The organism is Shewanella sp. FDAARGOS_354 (assembly GCF_002209245.2).
GTDB classification, from domain to species: domain Bacteria; phylum Pseudomonadota; class Gammaproteobacteria; order Enterobacterales; family Shewanellaceae; genus Shewanella; species Shewanella xiamenensis.
This window is the reverse complement of record NZ_CP022089.2, coordinates 4,392,722-4,412,952: the sequence shown is the minus strand read 5'-3', so window position 1 is coordinate 4,412,952 and position 20,231 is coordinate 4,392,722. Positions and strand designations below refer to the sequence as shown.

The 20,231-nt window shown below is 45.4% G+C and carries 21 protein-coding genes; 15 read left to right on the top strand and 6 right to left on the bottom strand.

Translation table 11 applies throughout. The annotated features are described in order from the left end of the window. Positions 1-518: 518 nt before the first annotated feature. The 11 genes from CEQ32_RS19855 to mgtE all read left to right on the top strand — a co-directional run bounded on the left by CEQ32_RS19855 (position 519) and on the right by mgtE (position 8,881). Positions 519-1,496, top strand: a complete 978-nt coding sequence (locus CEQ32_RS19855; protein ID WP_037422034.1) for a KpsF/GutQ family sugar-phosphate isomerase — start codon at positions 519-521, stop codon at positions 1,494-1,496. Beyond that, entirely contained in the window at positions 1,496-2,047 is a 552-nt protein-coding gene (kdsC, locus tag CEQ32_RS19850; RefSeq protein WP_037422031.1) for a 3-deoxy-manno-octulosonate-8-phosphatase KdsC, read from the top strand. Before CEQ32_RS19855 ends, kdsC begins: the two co-directional genes overlap by 1 nt. Next, positions 2,044-2,604 carry an LPS export ABC transporter periplasmic protein LptC gene (gene lptC, locus CEQ32_RS19845; RefSeq protein WP_037431327.1) on the top strand — a complete coding sequence of 187 codons (561 nt, stop codon included), beginning with the start codon at positions 2,044-2,046 and terminating at the stop codon, positions 2,602-2,604. The genes kdsC and lptC overlap by 4 nt, the downstream gene beginning before the upstream one ends. Beyond that, complete coding sequence (lptA, locus tag CEQ32_RS19840) at positions 2,591-3,142, top strand: lipopolysaccharide transport periplasmic protein LptA (RefSeq protein ID WP_055648105.1); 552 nt, start codon at positions 2,591-2,593, stop codon at positions 3,140-3,142. The genes lptC and lptA overlap by 14 nt, the downstream gene beginning before the upstream one ends. Beyond that, on the top strand, positions 3,139-3,870 hold the full coding sequence (lptB, locus tag CEQ32_RS19835) for an LPS export ABC transporter ATP-binding protein (protein WP_037422019.1): 732 nt from the start codon (positions 3,139-3,141) through the stop codon (positions 3,868-3,870). Before lptA ends, lptB begins: the two co-directional genes overlap by 4 nt. 106 nt (positions 3,871-3,976) lie before the next feature. Then, positions 3,977-5,452, top strand: coding sequence for an RNA polymerase factor sigma-54 (locus tag CEQ32_RS19830; protein WP_037431329.1), 1,476 nt, complete (start codon positions 3,977-3,979; stop codon positions 5,450-5,452). 28 nt (positions 5,453-5,480) lie between these two features. Next, a complete protein-coding gene (gene hpf, locus CEQ32_RS19825; protein ID WP_007650503.1) occupies positions 5,481-5,768 on the top strand; it encodes a ribosome hibernation promoting factor in 288 nt (95 codons plus the stop codon). Positions 5,769-5,770: 2 nt separating this feature from the next. Continuing rightward, complete coding sequence (gene ptsN, locus CEQ32_RS19820) at positions 5,771-6,214, top strand: PTS IIA-like nitrogen regulatory protein PtsN (protein WP_037422014.1); 444 nt, start codon at positions 5,771-5,773, stop codon at positions 6,212-6,214. After that, the gene (gene rapZ / locus CEQ32_RS19815) at positions 6,211-7,065 is read left to right on the top strand and encodes an RNase adapter RapZ (RefSeq protein WP_037422011.1); all 855 of its coding nucleotides are present in this window, start codon (positions 6,211-6,213) and stop codon (positions 7,063-7,065) included. The genes ptsN and rapZ overlap by 4 nt, the downstream gene beginning before the upstream one ends. Beyond that, on the top strand, positions 7,052-7,327 hold the full coding sequence (locus CEQ32_RS19810) for an HPr family phosphocarrier protein (RefSeq protein ID WP_011627201.1): 276 nt from the start codon (positions 7,052-7,054) through the stop codon (positions 7,325-7,327). Before rapZ ends, CEQ32_RS19810 begins: the two co-directional genes overlap by 14 nt. Before the next feature lie 189 nt (positions 7,328-7,516). Next, complete coding sequence (gene mgtE, locus CEQ32_RS19805; protein WP_037431332.1) at positions 7,517-8,881, top strand: magnesium transporter; 1,365 nt, start codon at positions 7,517-7,519, stop codon at positions 8,879-8,881. A gap of 76 nt (positions 8,882-8,957) precedes the next feature. Here the strand turns inward: mgtE and CEQ32_RS19800 are convergent, their stop codons facing one another. Then, positions 8,958-9,785, bottom strand: a complete 828-nt coding sequence (locus CEQ32_RS19800) for a molybdate ABC transporter substrate-binding protein (protein WP_047538706.1) — start codon at positions 9,783-9,785, stop codon at positions 8,958-8,960. Between the two features lie 217 nt (positions 9,786-10,002). Then, a complete protein-coding gene (locus CEQ32_RS19795) occupies positions 10,003-10,695 on the bottom strand; it encodes an OmpA family protein (protein ID WP_037430137.1) in 693 nt (230 codons plus the stop codon). A 655-nt stretch (positions 10,696-11,350) separates the two neighbouring features. Between CEQ32_RS19795 and CEQ32_RS19790 the strand changes: the two genes are divergently transcribed. Next, the gene (locus tag CEQ32_RS19790; protein ID WP_037421997.1) at positions 11,351-11,581 is read left to right on the top strand and encodes a transposase; all 231 of its coding nucleotides are present in this window, start codon (positions 11,351-11,353) and stop codon (positions 11,579-11,581) included. Positions 11,582-12,304: 723 nt separating this feature from the next. Here CEQ32_RS19790 and CEQ32_RS19785 read toward each other — a convergent pair. Further along, positions 12,305-13,162 (bottom strand): PA4780 family RIO1-like protein kinase, encoded by an 858-nt coding sequence (locus CEQ32_RS19785; RefSeq protein ID WP_037421993.1) that lies wholly within the window; start codon positions 13,160-13,162, stop codon positions 12,305-12,307. A gap of 626 nt (positions 13,163-13,788) precedes the next feature. Between CEQ32_RS19785 and CEQ32_RS19780 the strand changes: the two genes are divergently transcribed. Continuing rightward, positions 13,789-14,337: a DUF2799 domain-containing protein gene (locus tag CEQ32_RS19780; protein WP_037430136.1), complete on the top strand. Its 549-nt coding sequence runs from the start codon at positions 13,789-13,791 to the stop codon at positions 14,335-14,337. Positions 14,338-14,358: 21 nt separating this feature from the next. Here CEQ32_RS19780 and CEQ32_RS19775 read toward each other — a convergent pair whose 3' ends face one another. Further along, complete coding sequence (locus CEQ32_RS19775; protein ID WP_088587016.1) at positions 14,359-15,138, bottom strand: phosphatase PAP2 family protein; 780 nt, start codon at positions 15,136-15,138, stop codon at positions 14,359-14,361. A gap of 544 nt (positions 15,139-15,682) precedes the next feature. Continuing rightward, entirely contained in the window at positions 15,683-17,086 is a 1,404-nt protein-coding gene (nrfA, locus tag CEQ32_RS19770; protein ID WP_088586685.1) for an ammonia-forming nitrite reductase cytochrome c552 subunit, read from the bottom strand. Between the two features lie 242 nt (positions 17,087-17,328). On the opposite strand from nrfA, the gene narQ reads away from it, so the two are divergent. Next, positions 17,329-19,125, top strand: a complete 1,797-nt coding sequence (gene narQ, locus CEQ32_RS19765; RefSeq protein ID WP_122040781.1) for a nitrate/nitrite two-component system sensor histidine kinase NarQ — start codon at positions 17,329-17,331, stop codon at positions 19,123-19,125. Beyond that, positions 19,118-19,747, top strand: coding sequence for a response regulator (locus CEQ32_RS19760; RefSeq protein WP_037421976.1), 630 nt, complete (start codon positions 19,118-19,120; stop codon positions 19,745-19,747). Before narQ ends, CEQ32_RS19760 begins: the two co-directional genes overlap by 8 nt. A gap of 88 nt (positions 19,748-19,835) precedes the next feature. Here the strand turns inward: CEQ32_RS19760 and CEQ32_RS19755 are convergent, their stop codons facing one another. Further along, positions 19,836-20,210, bottom strand: a complete 375-nt coding sequence (locus tag CEQ32_RS19755) for a YacL family protein (protein WP_037421973.1) — start codon at positions 20,208-20,210, stop codon at positions 19,836-19,838. Between the last annotated feature and the right edge of the window lie 21 nt (positions 20,211-20,231).

The following is a 20,231-nucleotide window of genomic DNA, read 5'->3' as shown; positions in this document are numbered from 1 at the left end:
ATCGAAGAGCCGCAAATTGTACGTAATTGCGCTTTAACCTACAACAGAATCGACACTATCGTCCTGCGATACTTTCAATTTGCCTCATTTCCAGCGAGAATGCGCCCTAAGTTTTCGCTCTGTGAAGCTAAAGTGTTACTTAATGTTTTCAGCTGTGTTGATAAATTAGCAAAATAGTTTTGTAAACGCTCACGACATAAGCTAATTGACACAAAGATAATGTGAGTACAACTTAACTTAAAAACGCTATTGAGTTCTGCAATTAAGCATCAAACTGGCCATCATAGTTACCTTACTCACTGCGGGTGGCAAAAGGGAAATACCAAAGACGATGATATTGCTCAAGGCATTCAATGGCTAAACGATATATTCTGCCCTAATGCCTAGGCGCAGAGCTTAAACAATAGCATGCGACTCAAAGTAACAAGCCGTTAATTTTATCATCTTTATCGCGTACCAAATTGTGCTATTCCAATCCCAGACGGGGCGACAAAGACAATGCAAGAAGAGAGATAGACATGGTAGACCAATCACAATTGCGCCAGTGGGGCTGTAAAGTCATCGATATTGAAAAATCGGCCCTCGACAATCTTTATCAATATGTCGATTCCGTTGAATTCGCCCAAGCCTGCGAGTTAATCCTCAACTGCACCGGCAAAGTCATCGTGATGGGGATGGGGAAATCTGGCCATATTGGTAATAAAATCTCTGCTACCCTCGCCAGCACTGGCACCCCTGCCTTCTTTGTGCATCCAGGCGAAGCCAGCCATGGCGACTTAGGCGTACTCTCTGATAATGATATTATCCTCGCCATTTCAAACTCGGGTGAATCGAGCGAAATCCTTGCGCTGATGCCCGTTATCCAACGTAAAGCCATTCCCGTTATCGCCATGACGGGCAAACCTGAGTCCACGATGGCACGTTTGGCCAAAATTCATTTATGTATTGAAGTGCCTGAAGAAGCCTGTCCGCTCGGGCTTGCGCCAACCTCGAGCACCACCGCAACCTTAGTGATGGGTGATGCGATGGCCATTGCGCTGCTGCAAGCCAAAGGCTTTACTCGGGAAGACTTTGCCATGTCTCACCCAGGCGGTGCCCTAGGGCGTAAGCTACTGTTAAAAGTCAGTAATGTCATGCACAGTGGCGATGATTTACCACTGGTTAAACACGATATTTGCATCACCGATGCCCTGTATGAAATCTCCAAGAAGGGCCTAGGCATGACGGCGGTGATCGATGAACAAAACAAACTCGTGGGCATTTTTACCGACGGCGACCTACGCCGCGTTATCGATGCCCAAGTAAACCTACGCACCACGCCTATCGCTGATGTGATGACGCGAAACTGTGTCACAATTACTGAAAACGTCTTGGCAGCACAGGCGCTGCAAGTGATGGACTCAAAAAATATCAACGGCCTGATAGTGATAGATAAAGACAATCATCCTGTCGGTGCGCTCAATATGCTCGATATGGTTAAAGCGGGAGTCATTTAATGCCACAGCAAGGATTTTACGGCCCGATCAGCGATGATGTGTGGCAAAGAGCGCAAAAAATTAAACTGCTGATCTGCGATGTGGATGGGGTATTTTCTGACGGCCGCATTTATTTAAGCAACTCGGGTGAAGAGCTCAAAGCCTTCCATACCCGCGATGGTTATGGCGTGCGCTCTTTATTGACCAGTGGCTTTAATCTGGCCGTGATAACAGGCCGCCAGTCTAAAATTGTTGAAAACCGCATGACGGCCCTCGGTGTAACCCATATTTATCAAGGTGTGGATAATAAATTTGTCCCCTATGAAGAACTGCTGTCGCTCTACAATGTCACACCTGAAGAAGTTGCCTATATCGGTGATGATATTGTCGACCTGCCAGTGATGAATGTCGTCGGTCTTGCCGTCTGTGTCGCCGATGGACATCCCTATGTGCGCCAACACGCCCATTTTGTGACCCAGTTAAATGGTGGTCATGGTGCGCTCAGAGAGCTGACAGATCTGTTACTTCTGAGTCAAAACAAATTTACCTCAGCCCATGGGATGAGCATATGAGTCGTGTGACCCTCGCCATTATTGCTTTTTTTGGTACTGCACTCGTGCTGTATTGGCAGGTCCAACAAAAACGCGGTGGCGATACCGATAGCAGCCTGAATGATACAGACAGACCCGACTACATTATCGAAGATCTGCGCAGCATCGAGTTTAACGAGCAAGGACAAGTCAATAGTCGCGTCACGGCAAAGCACATGGAACACTATGAGCTTAAAAACCAAACCGACTTTATTCAGCCTGTCTATCTTGTGTATCCCGACCAAGGTAAAGCAAAATGGCAGATCAGAGCCGATCAAGGTCGACTCAACAAAGATACTGGCAAGGTTGTATTAGAAAATAATGTTATTATCGATGCCATCAGCCCTGGTGAACCGATACAAACCTTGTCCACCAGTTTTTTAGAACTCGATCTCAACACAATGATAATGACCTCTGACCGCATCATTTACGTCACAGGGAAAGATTTTAATATTCAAGGGCAAGGCCTTTATGCCGACCTTAACGCGCAGGAAGTGCAATTGACCAGTCAGGTAGTAGGAACCTATGAAGCAAAATAACATATTACTTGCCAGCCTAATGCTAATGACAAGCATGAATGCCTTCGCCAAGATCGGTGACTTACAGCAAGAAGTGAAAATTAAAGCCGTCAGTCAAACTGCGGACATTAAAAACAATCAGATCATTTTCTTCGGTCCCGTTGAAGTTGTTCAAGGCTCAATTAAAATCCATGCGGATCAACTCCGTGCATTTTCTGTCGAAGGCGAAAATAGTAAAGTCTTACTGGCTACAGGAAATCCAGCAACCTACAGCCAAATCCTTGATGATGGCCGCCCTGCATCTGCTAGCGCCAAAGAGATTCGCTATGAAATGGCCACTCGGACGTTGACCCTAACTGGTACAGCGACCCTAGACCAAGCGGGTAGTCAAGTTACAGGCAATTTAATTCGTTACGATATTATTCAGCAAAAACTGATCGCCGAAAGTAGCGGCAATGGTGATGATCGCGTAATTACCATTATTCAACCTGATAATTATCAGGAAGAACTCAAAAATACACCAACAGATAAACCTGTGAAAAAACAGGATTCTAAATGACCCAAATCACCTTAAAAGCACAGAATCTCGCCAAGAGTTATAAGAGTCGTCAGGTTGTCAAAGATGTCAGCCTGACGGTCAAAACGGGTCAAGTCGTCGGCCTACTCGGCCCTAACGGCGCGGGCAAAACCACCACCTTTTACATGGTCGTGGGCTTAGTTAAAAGCGATAAAGGCCATATCTTTATCGACGATGATGATTTAACCGCCGATCCTATGCATCTGCGTGCCCGCAAAGGTATTGGTTACCTACCACAGGAAGCGAGTATCTTTCGTAAATTAACCGTACACGACAACATCATGGCGGTACTGCAAACCCGTAAAGAGCTCAATAGTGACCAGCGCGAAGAAGCACTAGAGCAACTGCTAGAAGAGTTCCATATCACCCATATTCGTGACAGCCAAGGCATGTCCTTATCGGGCGGTGAACGTCGACGCGTCGAAATTGCCCGCGCCTTAGCGGCCAACCCCAAGTTTATTCTGCTTGATGAGCCCTTTGCGGGCGTTGATCCGATCTCCGTTATCGATATCAAGAAAATTATCGAGCAGCTTAAGAGCCGAGGCCTTGGTGTACTGATCACTGACCACAATGTGCGCGAGACCTTAGACGTCTGTGAACATGCTTACATTGTGAGTCACGGTAATCTTATTGCCGAGGGCACACCCGCAGAGATCTTAGACAATCAGCAAGTTAGGGCTGTGTACTTAGGTGAACAATTCAGGCTATAGTTACTAAAACAAAGCTAATAAGCCTTGAATTTGAGAGCGCTAGGCTCCATCCATATGATATCAAGCGACCTAAACTCACAATAATAACCTAGGGATCAGCGGTAACATGAAAGCGTCACTCCAGCTCAAACTGGGTCAACAGTTAACCATGACGCCACAACTTCAGCAGGCCATTCGCCTGCTGCAACTGTCGTCATTGGAACTGCAACAAGAAATCCAGCAAGCCTTAGATTCTAATCCTCTTCTCGAGCTGGAAGAGGAGCAATTTGACGCGCCTAGCGAACGTAAGCAAGATATCGCCGATACCGACTTTAGCGAAACGACTGCCCAGCCACAGGAACAAGATAATTCCACCGTGGACATTGCCGAGTCGCTGACCAAAGAATCTCTGCCCGAAGAGTTACCCATGGATACCACTTGGGATGAAGTCTTTACCGCATCGCCAAACTCAGGTTCTGGCGCCAGCCGTGAAGATGACATGCCCTTCCAAGGGGAAACTAGCGAGGGGTTGTACGAACATTTAGAATGGCAAAAAAACCTCACACCCTTCTCTGAAACCGATTTAGCCATTGCCACCGCGATTATTGATGCCATTGACGATCAAGGTTATCTCACTCAAAGCACTGAAGATATCCTCGAAGCCATGGGCAATCCCGAGATTGAACTCGACGAAGTCGAAGCCGTGCTCAAGCGTATTCAACACTTCGACCCTGTTGGTGTCGCGGCAAGGGATTTAAGCGAATGTTTACTGATCCAGCTATCTCATTTTTCGCCTGATACCCCTCACATCGAAAACGCCCGCATGTTGATCAAAGATCATTTAGATCTGATCGCCGCTCGCGACTTTAGGCTGTTAATGCGTAAGACCAAACTGAAAGAGGACGAGTTAAGGGACAGTATTGCGCTGATCCAAACCTTGAACCCTCGTCCCGGTTTACTCATCACCCCTGTCGATGAAGAATATGTGATCCCCGATGTATCGGTGTCGAAGAAAAACGGCCGTTGGGTGGTCGAATTAAACCCTGACTGCATGCCAAAAATCAACGTAAATCAGCAATATGCAGCAATGGCCCGAAGTTCAAAAAATCAAGCTGATAGCCAATTTATTCGTGGCCATCTGCAAGAAGCCAAGTGGTTTATTAAAAGCCTTGAAAGCCGTAACGAAACACTGCTCAAGGTGGCAAACTGTATAGTGCAATATCAACAGGGTTTCTTCGAATATGGCGAAGAAGCCATGAAACCTATGGTCCTAAACGATATCGCCGAGGCGGTAGAGATGCATGAGTCCACCATTTCACGGGTGACGACTCAAAAATACATGCATACCCCAAAAGGACTTTTTGAACTAAAATATTTCTTCTCAAGCCACGTCGGGACGGATGATGGCGGTGAGTGCTCATCCACAGCAATCAGAGCTTTCATTAAGAAACTGGTTGCAGCGGAAAACCAGAAAAAACCATTAAGCGACAGCAAGATGGCTCAACTTCTGGCAGAACAGGGAATTAACGTTGCGCGCAGAACCATTGCGAAGTACCGAGAAGCGATGCTTATTCCCCCTTCCAATCAGCGTAAAAGTTTATAGCCTATTGTGAGTATCGGAGGACGTTTCTATGCAAATAAACCTAAGTGGACACCATATCGAGATTACTGAATCGTTACGGGCATATGTTGAGGAAAAGTTTTCAAAACTTGAACGTCATTTCGAACAGATCAATAATGTGCACGTTGTGCTCAATGTTGAGAAAATGCAACAGATTGCCGAAGCGAGAATCAACCTCACCGGTGGTGAAGTCTTCGCGACTTCAGAGCATGCAGATATGTATGCTGCCATAGACGTCCTGATTGATAAACTTGATCGTCAGGTTATTAAACACAAAGAGAAGTTAACAAAACACTAGCAATGGAACTTCGTACCATACTGCGGCCGGAGTGCACAACCTGCGCCACTCCGGGCAGTAAGAAAAAGGTACTGGAACTCATCAGCGACTTAGCCGCTGCCCAGTACCCCACCCTCTCATCTCAAGAGATCTTCGAAAGCCTCGTGGCGCGCGAAAAGATGGGTAGCACAGGTATAGGTAACGGTATCGCCATTCCACATGGTCGATTAACCGATATAACACAACCCATAGCGATATTGATAAAATGTGAGGAGCCGATAGCCTTTGATGCTATCGATAAACAACCCGTCGATATTTTATTTGCACTACTCGTGCCTGCCGACCAATGTCAGCAGCACCTAAGTACCTTGTCATGCATGGCTGAAAAGCTCAGTGACAAGCAAATATTAAAACAATTGCGCAAGACGCATGATGAAACGGAACTCTATCAGGTAATCATTGGATGAAACTGGTCATAGTGTCAGGGCGTTCAGGCTCAGGCAAATCGGTCGCACTTAGAGTGCTTGAAGATCTCGGCTACTATTGTGTCGATAATTTGCCTTTGCCTTTGATTGGCAGTTTGCTTGAACAGCTCAAAGGCAGTAACGATCTCGTTGCTATCAGTGTTGACGTGCGCAATTTACCAGAGCAAGACAAAGTGCTGGTTAAACAGCTTGCCAGCCTGCCTACGGGCACTGAACTCACCAGCTTCTTCTTAAACTCCAGCGATAAAGTGTTGCTCAAACGCTACAGTGAAACGCGGCGCTTACATCCCTTATCTAAGAGCCGAGTGTCACTGCAAGAAGCCATCAAGCTTGAAGGCAAATTGCTCGAGCCGCTGTCACAGCAGATGGATCACTATATAGATACCTCGAATCTGAATATCTATGAACTCAGCGACCAAGTGCGGCAAATACTCCTTGGCAGTGTCGATAAGGAACTGGTGATCAACTTCGAGTCCTTCGGTTTTAAGCATGGTATGCCGACCGAAGCTGACTTTATGTTTGATGTGCGCTTTTTGCCAAATCCCCATTGGGAACCGGAGCTTAGACCTCTCACCGGTTTAGATGAACCCGTAGCGGAGTTTTTAAATCGCCAGCCACTGGTGAATAAGTTCATCTGGCAAATCGAGAATTTGCTCGAAACCTGGTTGCCCCATTTAGAGCGCAATAATCGTAGCTATCTCACGATTGCGATTGGTTGCACAGGTGGCCAACACCGCTCAGTCTATGTAGCTGAGCAACTAGCTAAACGTTTTAGTAATGGCAAACATAAAGTCAATGCGCGCCATCGAGAGTTGAGCCATGCCAAAACTTGAGCGCCAAGTCACCATCTGCAATAAACTCGGCTTACATGCCCGCGCCGCCACAAAGCTCGTAGTGCTTGCTTCTGAGTTTGATGCCAGCATTACGCTGATCCAAGGTGAAAAACAGGCCTCTGCCGCCAGTGTATTGGGTTTACTCATGCTCGAGACGGGCATGGGTAAAACCATCACCCTCATCGCCGAAGGCCCGGATGCCGAGCCTGCACTTAATGCCATTTGTGCCCTTATCGACGCTAAGTTTGACGAAGCCTGCTGATGGTATCATCTCGATGATCCCTGCCGGTATTCAGTATCCTGTTTGGTTTTGATTTCAGCACCTTATACCAGTAAAACACATTTGTGACTCGACGCCCTCCCGTGCGCTAAATTACAATGTACTGCTGCGCTTTGGCTTAAGTCCTCAATAGCTAAACGCCAACCCATCCACCGCCGCCATGGAGGAAACATGCCTGTAGAAGCCTCAGACAGTTTACAAGCCGAACACCGTCTCGACCAACTGAGTCAAGCCCTCAACAGTGGTATGTTTGTGCATGTCAGGCAAATGCTACAAAATATGGCGCCGTCAGATATCGCATTGATTTTAGAATCGTCACCTCCCAAAGCTCGGCAAGTGTTATGGCAACTCGTCGATCAAGATCAGCTCGGGGATATTCTCGATGAACTCAGCGAAGAGTTAAAAGACCCGCTGATCAGCACCATGAGTCCAGAGCGAGTCGCCAAGGCTACCGCCAGCATGGATACGGACGATCTGGCTTATATTCTGCGAAGCCTGCCAGATACTGTGTATAAACAAGTATTACAGTCGATGAGTCTGCAAAACCGGCAGCGAGTCGAGCAAGCGCTCTCTTATCCCGATGAGACCGCAGGCAGCCTAATGAACACAGATACTGTGACCTTAAGACCCGATGTCAATATCGATGTGGTACTGCGTTATTTGCGCCAACGGGGCAACCTGCCCGACACTACCGATACTTTATACGTGGTGGATAAACACGATCGCGTGCTTGGTGGGGTCAAACTTGCGGATCTGCTCACCTGCGATCCCAATACTCATATCAGCAGCATTATCGATACCGATATCGAGAGCATTCCCGTGGGCATGTCCGACAGTGAAGTGGCACAACTGTTCGAGCGCCATGACTGGGTGTCAGCGCCCGTGGTCGATAGTGAGGGCAAGTTGCTCGGCCGGATCACCATCGATGACGTGGTGGATGTTATCCGTGAAGACGCCGAGCACTCTATGATGGGGATGGCGGGGATGGACGATGATGAAGACACCTTCGCCCCAGTACTCAAAAGTACCTTCCGCCGTTCGCTCTGGCTCACTATCAACCTATTTGCGGCTCTGCTGGCGGCCTCTGTCAGCAATATGTTTGAGGGCACTATTGAACAGTTTGCCACGATTGCGATTTTAATGACGATTGTACCGAGCATGGGCGGCGTCGCAGGTAATCAAACCTTGGCCCTAGTAATCCGCGGGATAGCCCTAGGCCATATTGGCCAAAGTAATGCCCGCTGGCTGATAGGCAAAGAGCTAGCTATTGGCTTTTTGAATGGCTTAATGTGGTCGATGTTAGTGTTTATCGCGGTATTAGTTTGGAAAGATGATATGGCGCTTGCCAGCCTGATTGGCGGTGCAATGCTCATCAATATGACAGTCGCAGGACTAGCAGGCGCCAGTATTCCGCTGATCTTAAAGCGCTTAAAAGTAGATCCGGCGTTAGCGGGCGGTATGGTGCTCACCACAGTCACCGATGTGATAGGTCTGTTTGCCTTCTTAGGATTAGCGACTTTATATTTAATGCACTAGCACTGGCCCAAGCCTTGCTAAAGCGAGCAACAAAAATGGCGCTATTTCGCGCCATTTTTAATGAGTCCATTAGACATTATTTTTTAGGCGGCTGAAAACCATAACTGCTCAAAATTGCCTGTCCTTCAGGGGATAAAATAAACTCGGCTAAAGGTGCGGCTGCACTATTAGCATCCTTTAACACCAATAGGCCATAGTCGGCGCCAATGGCTAACTCTGGCGGTAAATCGATAATCTTAAGGCTCGGCACTTCTTTTTGTGCCAGCACCGCATTGGTGCAATAGGTTAAGAACACATCCGCCTGCTTATTTTCCATCACCCAAGCATAGGGATTACGATCCTTGGGCGGTTTAGCACTCTCAGGCCCACCAGTTAGCTGCATGGCTTTGGTTTCTAATATAGTTTTCGCATTGGGTTTTAAAGCCTCGGCTTTCGCAAACACTGCCCAAGCGTAGTCGCCAGCGGGATCGGCTTTTGGCGTTGATGTACCAAGCTTAATTTGCGACGCGAGCAGGGTGTCTAATAAGTTCGCGCTAGTGAGTGGCACTTCCGCTTGAGCAATGGCGCAGAGCTGGTTACGGGCAAACATTTGCACCTGTTGACCCACTCCCGCATCGACTAAGGCCTGCGGGTGTTTCATATTCGCCGAGGCAAAAATATCAACCCGCTCCCCCTCTTGGATCCGCTTAAGCAATAAACCCGAAGGCGCATACTGTGCCGCCACATTAGCTTGGGATTTCGCTTGGTAAGCCGCAATAATATCGTTCATCGCCGCCTTTAAACTGCCCGCGGCTCTTAGTTCAATAGGGGCTGTCGCCTCAGTGTTTATTGGCGCACCTTGTACCATCCCTGCCATCACTGTAGTCCCTAAACTGAATGCCAGTACTAAGCCCTGTTTTGCCATAATTGCTCTCCTTTGGCTCTGCGAAATAGTTATCCTAATTTAACTAACTACATACAAAACGGGAAAATACCGGCAGGATCAAGTCGAATACTCGCCTGATAAGCCCCAATAGAGATGATTGCGGACAAGATCACTCAAGATAGATAACGGAAGGACAATTTGTCCCTTACGATAAAATAAAAAGTCGCCCGCAGGCGACTTTAACCTTGATGAATGATTATTGACCCGTTGGGGTCAACACTATCTCCACACGACGGTTTTGCGCGCGTCCCTCGGCACTAGCATTGGATGCAATTGGACTCGATTCACCCATTCCCTTAGACTTTACGCGAGCGGAAGCCACGCCTTTACTCATCAAGTAGTTCCCTACTTCGCTGGCTCGTACCTGCGATAAACGTAAATTGTATGAATCTGAGCCGCTGCTGTCGGTATAACCCAACACGTTAAGTTGGGTTTTACTATACTCCTTCGCCACCAGCGCAACAGAGTTCAGTACCCGCTTAGCACCCTCACTCAGCTCGGTTTGATCCACACCAAAAGTCACTTCATTTGGCATATTAAGAATAATATTGTCACCACTGCGAGTTACGCTAACTCCCGTGGAAGCGAGTTGTTGGCGTAATTTGGTTTCTTGTACGTCCATATAGTAGCCAATACCACCTCCTAGGGCGGCGCCAGAGGCTGCACCAATTAAAGCTCCTTTACCGCGGTCACTCTTACTTGACGAGGCTACACCAACGGCAGCTCCAGCAACGGCACCAATTAGCGCCCCCGTAGTCGCTTTTGCCGTTTGTTGTTCGTTGGTATAGGGGTTGACAGTCGAACAGCCTGAGGCAATCAAGGCGCTAGCCATAACCACAATAGCAAGCTTAGATGCTGGCAATGATTTAATCAGAGAAGGCTTCATCATTATGACCTCATAACATGATTGATGAGATTTGCCTTTGAAAGGCAAAGGGCGTGGTAAATCGCCAAAAACACCATGAAAAATCGCAGTATATAAGCATTCTCTATCGAGACAATCTTTAATCGTTTCTTTGCTCAGTTTATGAGTAATTTAATCGCAAAAAACACCAAACCAAAACATCTTTGGCTTATTCATGCAACATTTAGAGTAAAAGCACTGAAATAGTGCAAGCTGCACCGTTTCTGACATAACTTCTAAAACCAATCGTTTGAAACATAAATTCAATTAATTGATTTTAAACATTAATTTATATATTAAAAAATTGGCACGGATTTTACATACTAATAAATAGGTAGAAGAGTAGAGACCCCAAGCGTAACTCACTCGATACCTAAGTAAGCTGTTTGACATCAATGGACGTTAATCTAAGTGCCCGTTGTGAGGCATGTTAATCGAAGCACAATCCCTAAGTGGATTGAGGAGGAAGAGATGAAACATCTGATGAAACTTATTAGTCATTGTCACCACGAATGGTTGTCCCTGCGCCATATAGGACATAGTCAGTGGGATATAGAGCAGCGCCAATAGTCATGAAGGAATCCCCCCAAAGAACCCGTTAAAGCGTATACAGATAGCATAAAGTGAAAAGGGATAGGCCATGGGAATCGTCAATCATAATCTTAAACCTGACGTTATTTTTGAAGTAAAAGTCAAAGGCAGATTACTCTCTGATGTCGCACGACAGTATGGTCTTTCGGCTAAAGCGGTTTACCAGTGGGTAAGGGAAAGTGAGCAACAGCCGCAGCAACGTGAATGCGCCTTAATAAATGAAATTGCCCAGCTGCAGAAACGTATTAAGCAGCTAAACAGTGAATTACGCACGATATAGGTTGAGGTAACCTCGCCCAGTGCCCTTATAGACAAGGCCGGACCCCATTGCATATTGCCCTGTAGGTCTAACGCGATATGAAAGTTGTGCTAAAAACAATAATAACAGCGCCCTTTTACGTCCGGCCTTGTCATCCAATTAATTGGATTAGCAATAAATAACAGTTTAGACAGAGTCGGATGGGTATCTATTATCGCTCCCCAACGACCTAAGATATAAATCGTACAAAATAACAATAATAACTGTGCTGTTTACTGTCCGACTCTGTCAACTTAACACTCAACGTGTTGCAAGAGAAAAAGAGGCAGGTTTTGACAAGGCTTTAGAGGGAGCTATCTCCCCCAAAGATCAAATATGTGAATTGTGCTCCCCCAAGTCATGAACATATTACCCTCTCGGGTCTTGTCCTTTTATTCACGGATCAATGACGATCCAGCGCTAGACTAGGATAGCGCGCCACGGATGGCTGTGTTATTGGGAAGGTTTCGGCAAGGCTCGAGGGAGTTGTCTCCCCCAAAGATTAATATGTCGATAGTGCTCTGTGGTCCATCAACATATTTCTCCCTTTGGTCTTGTCCTTTTATTGAGTGGTTCAATGGAAAGGAAGGGGCATAACGCCTGTGCCAAGGATGGCAATGCCACAGGCTTTAACACTCGCACTAGGCAATTAATTCCAATAAAAAAGACGCTCATAAGGCGTCTATTTTATTGAAGAATATTCTACTAATAATCTTCATTGGCTTCTTGAAGTCGCTGCTTGCGCTCCTGAGCCTCTTCATAGGCAGCTTGAATTTCATCCAAGACAGAACTGACGTCGGCATCGACTAATACTTCAGTAAAATGACCTGTTAACTGCGTATCAGGCTTTAACTGACCAGCTTCAAATAAGGCCCACATTTCTTTCGCGTATTGAGTCTTGAGCAATTCAGGTGCGTACTGGCCATAATATTGCGTCATGTTATTGACATCCCGCTCCAACATCCATTTAGCGTGATTATTCGCTGCCGCATCTACCGCTTGGGGTAAATCAATAATGACAGGGCCTTGATCATCGACTAGGACATTAAATTCGGACAAGTCACCATGGACTAAGCCTGCGCAAAGCATACGTTTGACATAAGTCATCACTAAAGCGTGGTCATGTATAGCTTTCTCAGCGCTAAGGCTGACATCATTAAGGCGAGGCGCAACATGACCTTCACTATCGGTGACTAATTCCATGAGTAACACACCATCGTAGCAACCGTAAGGCGTTGGTACTCGCACTCCGGCATCAGCCAAGCGAAACAATGCATCTACCTCAGCGTTTTGCCAGACTTCTTCCATTTGCTCACGGCCAAATTTAGAGCCTTTTTCCATTGCGCGAGCGCGACGGCTATTTCGGACTTTACGCCCCTCTTGGTAAACCACCGCCTGCTTAAAACTACGTTTGTCCGCTTCCTTGTAAACTTTAGCGCAGCGAATATCTTCACCACAGCGCACAACGTACACAGTAGCTTCTTTACCGCTCATTAACTGGCTGATGACTTCATCAACCAGTCCTTCATCAACCAGAGGTTGGATTCGTTTAGGAGTTTTCATACCGACCTTATACCTTAGTTAGGCCTAAGATGGAATGTGCCGGGCAAATCTTCATATATAAAGCAGCCTTCTACCAATAATGAATAACAAAATGAGGGTAAGCATACCCGACTTCAGTAAAAACTAAAGCACCTAGCGTAGGAACACAAGAGCAAAAAATGGTGGATTTAAAGCCAATACATTTGCAGAGAACGACACATTATCTCCTTGATTGCCCCAAACAAATACTTGCTCGCTTCATCAGCAACATGTTAAATCCCACAACCATTAAACACACAACGAGATCACTCTGCCGTAAGTGACGGCGGCTTTAAGCCGTTACCCAAGCATTAACTACCTTCAGAATAATCTTAAAATGGTTTTCCACGTTTGTTATGGGGTATCAATGCCTATTTTGAGCAAAAATGAGGGGATATCGCCAAAGTGTTACCCCAAGCTATTGAAAGTATTAAATTATCACAAACTCAACCCGTTAGCACTATCCACCGAGTATGTTGTGATAAAGTAGGGTAACCAAGCCAGCTTGGTGCTGCTAAATAACCGCACAAAGGGCGAAATATAGCGCTAGATCTCCTCAGTACTAAGCTTTATGCTGATGCCACTTTTGCAACTCTTTTGATAATAAAATGCGATACCTAAACTTTGCACTCGCTCTGACAGCCCTCTCCCTCACTCAATGCACGAGTCTTTCACTCGAAGAATGCCGTGATAATGACTGGTACGCCACTGGCTTAGCCGATGGTAACCGCGGTGCTGCTGCGAGTAGGCTCAACCAATATCAACAGGACTGCCGTGAATTTAATCTCAAGGTTGATGCGACGCAATGGCAGCAAGGATATCAACAAGGATTAATGAGTTATTGTTTGCCAGAAAATGGTTACCGTATTGGTTTGGCGGGAGAATATTACTACGGCGTCTGTAATAACAATCAATTTGTTGAACGCTACAATCAAGGACATGAACAATATCTGATTAATAAACGTTTAGCAGAAATCGCCGATCGCTTAAATGCTATCGACAGCGAGATTAGCAGTATCAATAACAAACTAAACAATCTCACCGACAAAGCCGAATTACTAAGGCAAAAAAATATTTTATTGAATGAGAAGAACCATCTTCTGGACGAAAGTTTACGTCTGCGCCATGGAGATATTCGTTTTCAATTTAGGTTCTAATTGAAAAGTTAACCCATATAATCACTTAGAGATGCCTTTTTCGAAAACTTTAGTATCGATAAGGCTGACTTTGTTCGCGACTTTACTGTTTTTAACCTTAGGAACACGTAGGAAAAAACTATAATAAAGCAGGCTTGCTGAGGTCCACGCAATCGCCAAACTCCATAAGTCATGACTTAAAAAATGAGCACCGCGCAGTTCTTGGGCAAAACCAAAAATAGCCCCTAATCCAATCCCAAAGAGTAAGCCAAACTTTGCGTAACGTGGATAGTACTCCTTGAGCACATAATAACTCGCGACCCAAGCAAAACCGCTACTAGAATGCCCTCCAGGAAAGCACTGACCAAACTCAGCCCCTTCTGGTAAGCGTGCAAATAGAGAGCTATGCATCATACGCCCACCAAATTCAATGACATCCCAAGGGCAAGTCATGTGAGTGAAACTCTTACCTAATCGAACCAACAACACGCTAGCAAGAACACTACAGAATAAATAGATAAAACCTTTACGATAAACACGCAACGTCTCAAGTCGAAAGCTTAGGCAAATGCAAGCAACAACCGCTATGGCGAACAAAATCACCAGATTACGTCCTGTCACATGCAAGATACTTTCGGTAAGCCAATGCCCTCGTAAAGGCCATGAACTGACACCTCCCTGCCAATTGAATAATAGGCTGGCAAAGCGCATATCAGCATGAGTCCACTCAAGCCCCAAAATAATTACCGTAAATACGAGCCATGGAACAAACAAATATCCCTTTGCAAACTGAAGAAATGTCGTCCTAACATTGCTTTTAATATTCTGATGCACTTATTTATCCAATCACCAAAATCATAGCTTCGAGGATAAGGAGAAATTCTTATCAAAAGCTTAAGACATTTTACCGAAAAAATAACAAAAACCTTACAACTCCACAGGTTGAACGCTGATTAAAAACAGCTAAGGGATAAAATGATTATAGTGAATCAATAACCATGTGCTTAATGGATGAGCCTCCCATGCCCTAAAACTTCGTACTCCAACTGTCTCAAAAAGTCGGTTATTTACAGATACAACAATCGATAGGAGTAAATCAGGGCGTCACCAACATTGCTGGAAAACTGGCAACAAACCTAAGGACAACGAATAGTTAGGTCACGGACTTTACTGCGGGATAGTGATAGAAAAACCGTTAGAGCAAGCTGCATTCAACGTCCAACAGGGCCGTTAAAGATAACGAAATGAGGTTACCAATCTGAGCCCCCATAAGACATAATAGCTGAGCAAAATCGCTAATAAAAAGCCCCCGCAACCTAGATTGTGGGGGCTTTACTATGAGGGGTTAGCTCATATTCAACAATAATTACTTGTAAGTCGCTTCGCGTTTTTTCGCTTCGGCATCCCACTTAGGTAACATGTCTTTTTTGAATGCTTCCTTCTCTGCATTCAGTTTTTCCATGTCCATACCCAGTACCGCCTGAGCTTTCGCTTTAGTCGAAATATCAGGGATAGCGACAGGATCTGTTAAACCTTTTTTCGCTAACAACTGTGCTAACTTAACACGAGCATCGGCGGCTTTATTAACAGATGTACCCAACACTCGTAGCGCTTCTTCAGGAGCGTGAGCCGCAACACCGTGCGAAGCAATGGCTAAATCCCAGCGCCATTGAGCGTGGCGGATGTCAGTCAAAATTGGCTTCATTTCAGCTTCAGTAGCACCTAATTCCCATGCTTTAGCGGCTTCGAAGTGCGCCTTCACTAATTGCTCTTCCGCTTTAAGTTTCATTTCTTTAACTTTAGCTTTGCGCTCATTAGTGACACCCACTAAGAATTCTTTCGTTTGGCTATGGCAAGTTGCACAGGTTTCTTCGAAACGATCGAATGGGTTACCGACTTTATGGTCAGTGAACTTCTTACCTTCAGGGCTAGTCACTTTAGGCATATGGCAGTCAACGCAACTGACATTATTTTTACCATGAATACCCATCTTCCAAGTTTCGTACTCAGGGTGCTGTGCTTTTAACATTGGTGTTTTAGACAGTGCATGAGTCCAATCAGAGAACTCAATACCATCATAGTAAACTTCCATTTGCTCAACGGTTACGCCCATATCCCAAGGGAATTTCACGAAACCTTTACGGTCGTCTTTCTTCTCGAAATAGTATTCAACGTGACACTGACCGCAAACCATTGATTGCTTGTCTTTCTTGGATGCTTTGTCAAATGGAGTGCCAATAGCCTCCATAGCACGGTCAACATAAGGACGAGAAATACGTAATTTTGGAGAGCCTTTTTCATGGCAATCGCCACAGCCAATAGTATTGGTCACTTCTGGACCACCTTTGGCCCATTTACCTTTGAAGTAACCATCTTCACCTTGCTCTTCGATTAAGCGAGGTACGTCTGGGCTCTTACAGCTCCAACAGGCCATTGGCATTGGGCCATCTTCCGCATTGGCTGGAGCGCCTGTACGCAGAGTATTACGCACATCAGTCACGGCATACATATGGCCGCGAGGTGCGCTGTAATCTTTAGCAAAACTATAGCCCGCCCACAGAATAACCATATTCGGATCCTGTGCTAACGCATCAACAAGCTCTTCACTCTTTGCAGTGTCATGCCAGCTATTATATTGATTTTTAAATTTATCTTTATAAACTTCATTGCGAGGCTCAGTTTTATCACTCGCCATCGCACTCGCCGCCATGAAGCTGGCGGCAACCAATGCACTCAGTGCAAAGGACTTACCTGTCATCTTCTTCATCATCTCATCTCCGTGTTGCATTATTTTAGTGAGTCACGACATCTCCAGGGTCAAAGTTAGTAGCTAAATACTGCTAAAAATATACCTCTTAGGGGGTATCTTAAACGAGATTTGCGCTAGATCAAAATGTAATAGTGTTGTTGTTCACACTTTTATGTTTTTGTTAATGTAATACATTATTTTCTAATGTAAAAACACGGCTAAAGTAACATTAGCTCAAGCGTCACAAGGTAGGTATTAGACATATGAAACGAGGAAGCCTTACCTCAAAAATTCTGGGTTTAATGTTAGTACTGATTTTGCTTTCTAGCAGCCTAGCGATCTTCGCAATCATCAATTTGTCTTACAGCCTAGGGGATGCAAAAGCCATCAACGCCTCTGGTTCACTGCGGATGCAAAGCTACCGGCTGATGTTCTACGCCAACTCAGGCAGTGAAGCTGCCCAAGAAAAAATCACTGAATTTGAAAATACGCTGCATTCTGAGGCACTACAACCCTCCACAGGCTGGCTCAGTCAGAAAAGAATAGCCGAGCAATATCAACTTGTTATCGATAAGTGGCTAGTGATGAAATATTACATCGAGCAGGAAAACTCCCGCGACTACGCCGCCTCACTCAAGGACTTTGTAGATACTATTGATTTATTGGTATTGGAGATGGAGCATCATGCCGCTTTTAAGTTGCGCCTTCTCGCGGCGAGCCAAATTTTTGGGCTTGGGCTGATGTTGGTTATCGCCTTTTTAGCGGTGCGCTTTACTAAACGCAAAGTCGTTGTACCCTTGCAACAATTGATGGAGTCCGCCAATACGATTTCTAAGGGTAACTTTGAGATCGAAATGCCCGAAACCGAATATATTGAACTCACGGCTCTGACCGATGCACTGCAAAAAACCGCGCGAGAGCTAGCCACACTCTACGGTAACTTAGAGTCACAAGTGGCCGAAAAAACCTTAGCACTGACACGGGCGAATAATGAACTGGCCTTTTTATACGACACTCTGTTAACACTTAATGCCAATAAGCTGGACTATAAGTCCCTCAAAGCAGCATTAAATCAGCTAAAAGATTATGAGTCGATCGAGTATTTGAGGCTGATTATCCAATACCCTGAGCAGGAGCTCGAAGTCGTAGAAGCCGATGGTGGCTGGCCAGAAGGCGCTCACAACAACATCCGCTTTCCGCTACAATTTGAGCAGGCTGATTTAGGTTATTTAGAGCTTATCTCAACCCAAGATATTAATACTCCGTTGTTTAAAAACTTTGCCATTATGCTTACTCACTCCATCGTTATTCATAACGCTACCGAACAAAGACAACAGTTAGCCCTAATGGAAGAACGTGGTGTTATCGCAAGGGAATTACATGATTCACTCGGGCAAGTGCTTTCTTTCCTAAAAATCCAAATTAGCTTGCTGCGCAAAAATTTAGATCTTAGCTGCCGCAATCCTACCATTGAGGGACAACTCACAGAGATCAACGAAGGGGTTAGTACAGCCTATGTACAACTCCGAGAGTTACTATCCACCTTCAGATTAACCATTAAGGAACCCAATCTGAAGAATGCGATGGAAGCTATGCTTGAGCAGCTCAGAGCAAAAACCGATATCAAGATCCACCTCGATTATAAGCTTTCCCCCCAATGGTTAGAGGCGAAACAACATATCCATATTTTGCAGATCACCCGAGAAGCAACACTCAACGCTATCAAACATGCCCGTGCTAGCCATATCAATATTCGCTGTTATAAAGATGAGCATGGTATGGTTAATATTAGTGTAAGTGATGATGGTGTAGGCATTGGCCATATTAAAGAACGGGATCAGCACTTCGGCATAGGCATCATGCATGAACGTGCCAGCAAATTAGGCGGCACGGTTGTATTTAGCAGCAATGATCCGCAAACTAGTCGCAAAGGAATCACTGGACAGCTAGAGCCAGAAAATCCAGACTCGCCCCTTGAACCCCATAGCACATCCAATTTATCACAGGGCACCAAAGTCACTTTAATCTTCCCTTCTCAACAGGAGCCTACACATGGGTAAACCTTATTCTGTTCTGGTGGTCGATGATCACCCTCTCTTACGTAAAGGTATCTGCCAATTGATCGCCTCAGATCCAGACTTTAACCTCTTCGGTGAAGTGGGTAGTGGTTTAGATGCTTTAAGCGCCGTAGTAACTGATGAACCTGACATCGTCTTGCTCGATCTCAATATGAAGGGAATGACTGGCCTCGATACCCTCAATGCCATGCGCCAAGAAGGCGTGACCTCACGAATCGTGATCTTAACCGTTTCAGATGCAAAACAAGATGTTATTCGCCTATTACGTGCGGGAGCTGACGGTTACTTACTCAAAGATACCGAGCCAGATTTGCTGCTCGATAAACTCAAAAATGCCATGTCAGGCCACAGAGTGATCAGCGAAGAAGTTGAAGAATATCTCTATGAACTCAAAAATGCCGCCGATGAACAAGAATGGATTTCAAGCCTCACCCCAAGGGAACTACAGATCCTGCAACAACTGGCGGAAGGATTAAGTAATCGTATGATTTCAGAGCATTTACACATCAGTGAAGGCACTGTGAAAGTGCATGTCAAAAACCTGTTGCGTAAAGCTAATGCCAAGTCGAGAACCGAAATGGCGGTAAGATATTTGAACAATTGATATTGGATAAGTGATAGACTTACTCCATTAAATAATAAAGGCAATCAATAGATTGCCTTTATTATTTGTTGATATTCACAGCGGGCGGTTATAGCCCTTTTTGCACAAATTCATACCAACTAAGTAGCGCTTCTTCTAAATCTTCTAGCCCACAGTAAGCCTCAGATTCAGCATCATAGAGGGACATCGCCTCTTCGAGTTCATAATCCTGCTCAAATCCTAAAGCATTAGCGTAAATTCGTGCCTGCTCCTCATCCAGATCTAAGGTAATATCTTTGCCGATAAAACGCCAAGAAACTCGCTTACCTGTTTGAATTTCTTTGATAATATCGAGCACTTGCTGAATTTTGGCTAACTCAGGCCCCAACTCTTCTGAAAACCATTGGCCCAGTACCTCATGGTCCATGCTAAAGCTGGCTAAATACGTGCCAGTCAAACTGTTACGCCGAAATTCATATTCCATTTTATCTTCTCAATACATTAC

Coding starts and splice junctions, on each gene's coding strand:
- CEQ32_RS19855 (WP_037422034.1), top strand. CDS start 519: ATGGTAGACCAATCACAATTGCGCCAGTGGGGCTGTAAAGTCATCGAT.
- kdsC (WP_037422031.1), top strand. CDS start 1,496: ATGCCACAGCAAGGATTTTACGGCCCGATCAGCGATGATGTGTGGCAA.
- lptC (WP_037431327.1), top strand. CDS start 2,044: ATGAGTCGTGTGACCCTCGCCATTATTGCTTTTTTTGGTACTGCACTC.
- lptA (WP_055648105.1), top strand. CDS start 2,591: ATGAAGCAAAATAACATATTACTTGCCAGCCTAATGCTAATGACAAGC.
- lptB (WP_037422019.1), top strand. CDS start 3,139: ATGACCCAAATCACCTTAAAAGCACAGAATCTCGCCAAGAGTTATAAG.
- CEQ32_RS19830 (WP_037431329.1), top strand. CDS start 3,977: ATGAAAGCGTCACTCCAGCTCAAACTGGGTCAACAGTTAACCATGACG.
- hpf (WP_007650503.1), top strand. CDS start 5,481: ATGCAAATAAACCTAAGTGGACACCATATCGAGATTACTGAATCGTTA.
- ptsN (WP_037422014.1), top strand. CDS start 5,771: ATGGAACTTCGTACCATACTGCGGCCGGAGTGCACAACCTGCGCCACT.
- rapZ (WP_037422011.1), top strand. CDS start 6,211: ATGAAACTGGTCATAGTGTCAGGGCGTTCAGGCTCAGGCAAATCGGTC.
- CEQ32_RS19810 (WP_011627201.1), top strand. CDS start 7,052: ATGCCAAAACTTGAGCGCCAAGTCACCATCTGCAATAAACTCGGCTTA.
- mgtE (WP_037431332.1), top strand. CDS start 7,517: ATGCCTGTAGAAGCCTCAGACAGTTTACAAGCCGAACACCGTCTCGAC.
- CEQ32_RS19800 (WP_047538706.1), bottom strand. CDS start 9,785: ATGGCAAAACAGGGCTTAGTACTGGCATTCAGTTTAGGGACTACAGTG.
- CEQ32_RS19795 (WP_037430137.1), bottom strand. CDS start 10,695: ATGATGAAGCCTTCTCTGATTAAATCATTGCCAGCATCTAAGCTTGCT.
- CEQ32_RS19790 (WP_037421997.1), top strand. CDS start 11,351: ATGGGAATCGTCAATCATAATCTTAAACCTGACGTTATTTTTGAAGTA.
- CEQ32_RS19785 (WP_037421993.1), bottom strand. CDS start 13,162: ATGAAAACTCCTAAACGAATCCAACCTCTGGTTGATGAAGGACTGGTT.
- CEQ32_RS19780 (WP_037430136.1), top strand. CDS start 13,789: ATGCGATACCTAAACTTTGCACTCGCTCTGACAGCCCTCTCCCTCACT.
- nrfA (WP_088586685.1), bottom strand. CDS start 17,086: ATGATGAAGAAGATGACAGGTAAGTCCTTTGCACTGAGTGCATTGGTT.
- narQ (WP_122040781.1), top strand. CDS start 17,329: ATGAAACGAGGAAGCCTTACCTCAAAAATTCTGGGTTTAATGTTAGTA.
- CEQ32_RS19760 (WP_037421976.1), top strand. CDS start 19,118: ATGGGTAAACCTTATTCTGTTCTGGTGGTCGATGATCACCCTCTCTTA.
- CEQ32_RS19755 (WP_037421973.1), bottom strand. CDS start 20,210: ATGGAATATGAATTTCGGCGTAACAGTTTGACTGGCACGTATTTAGCC.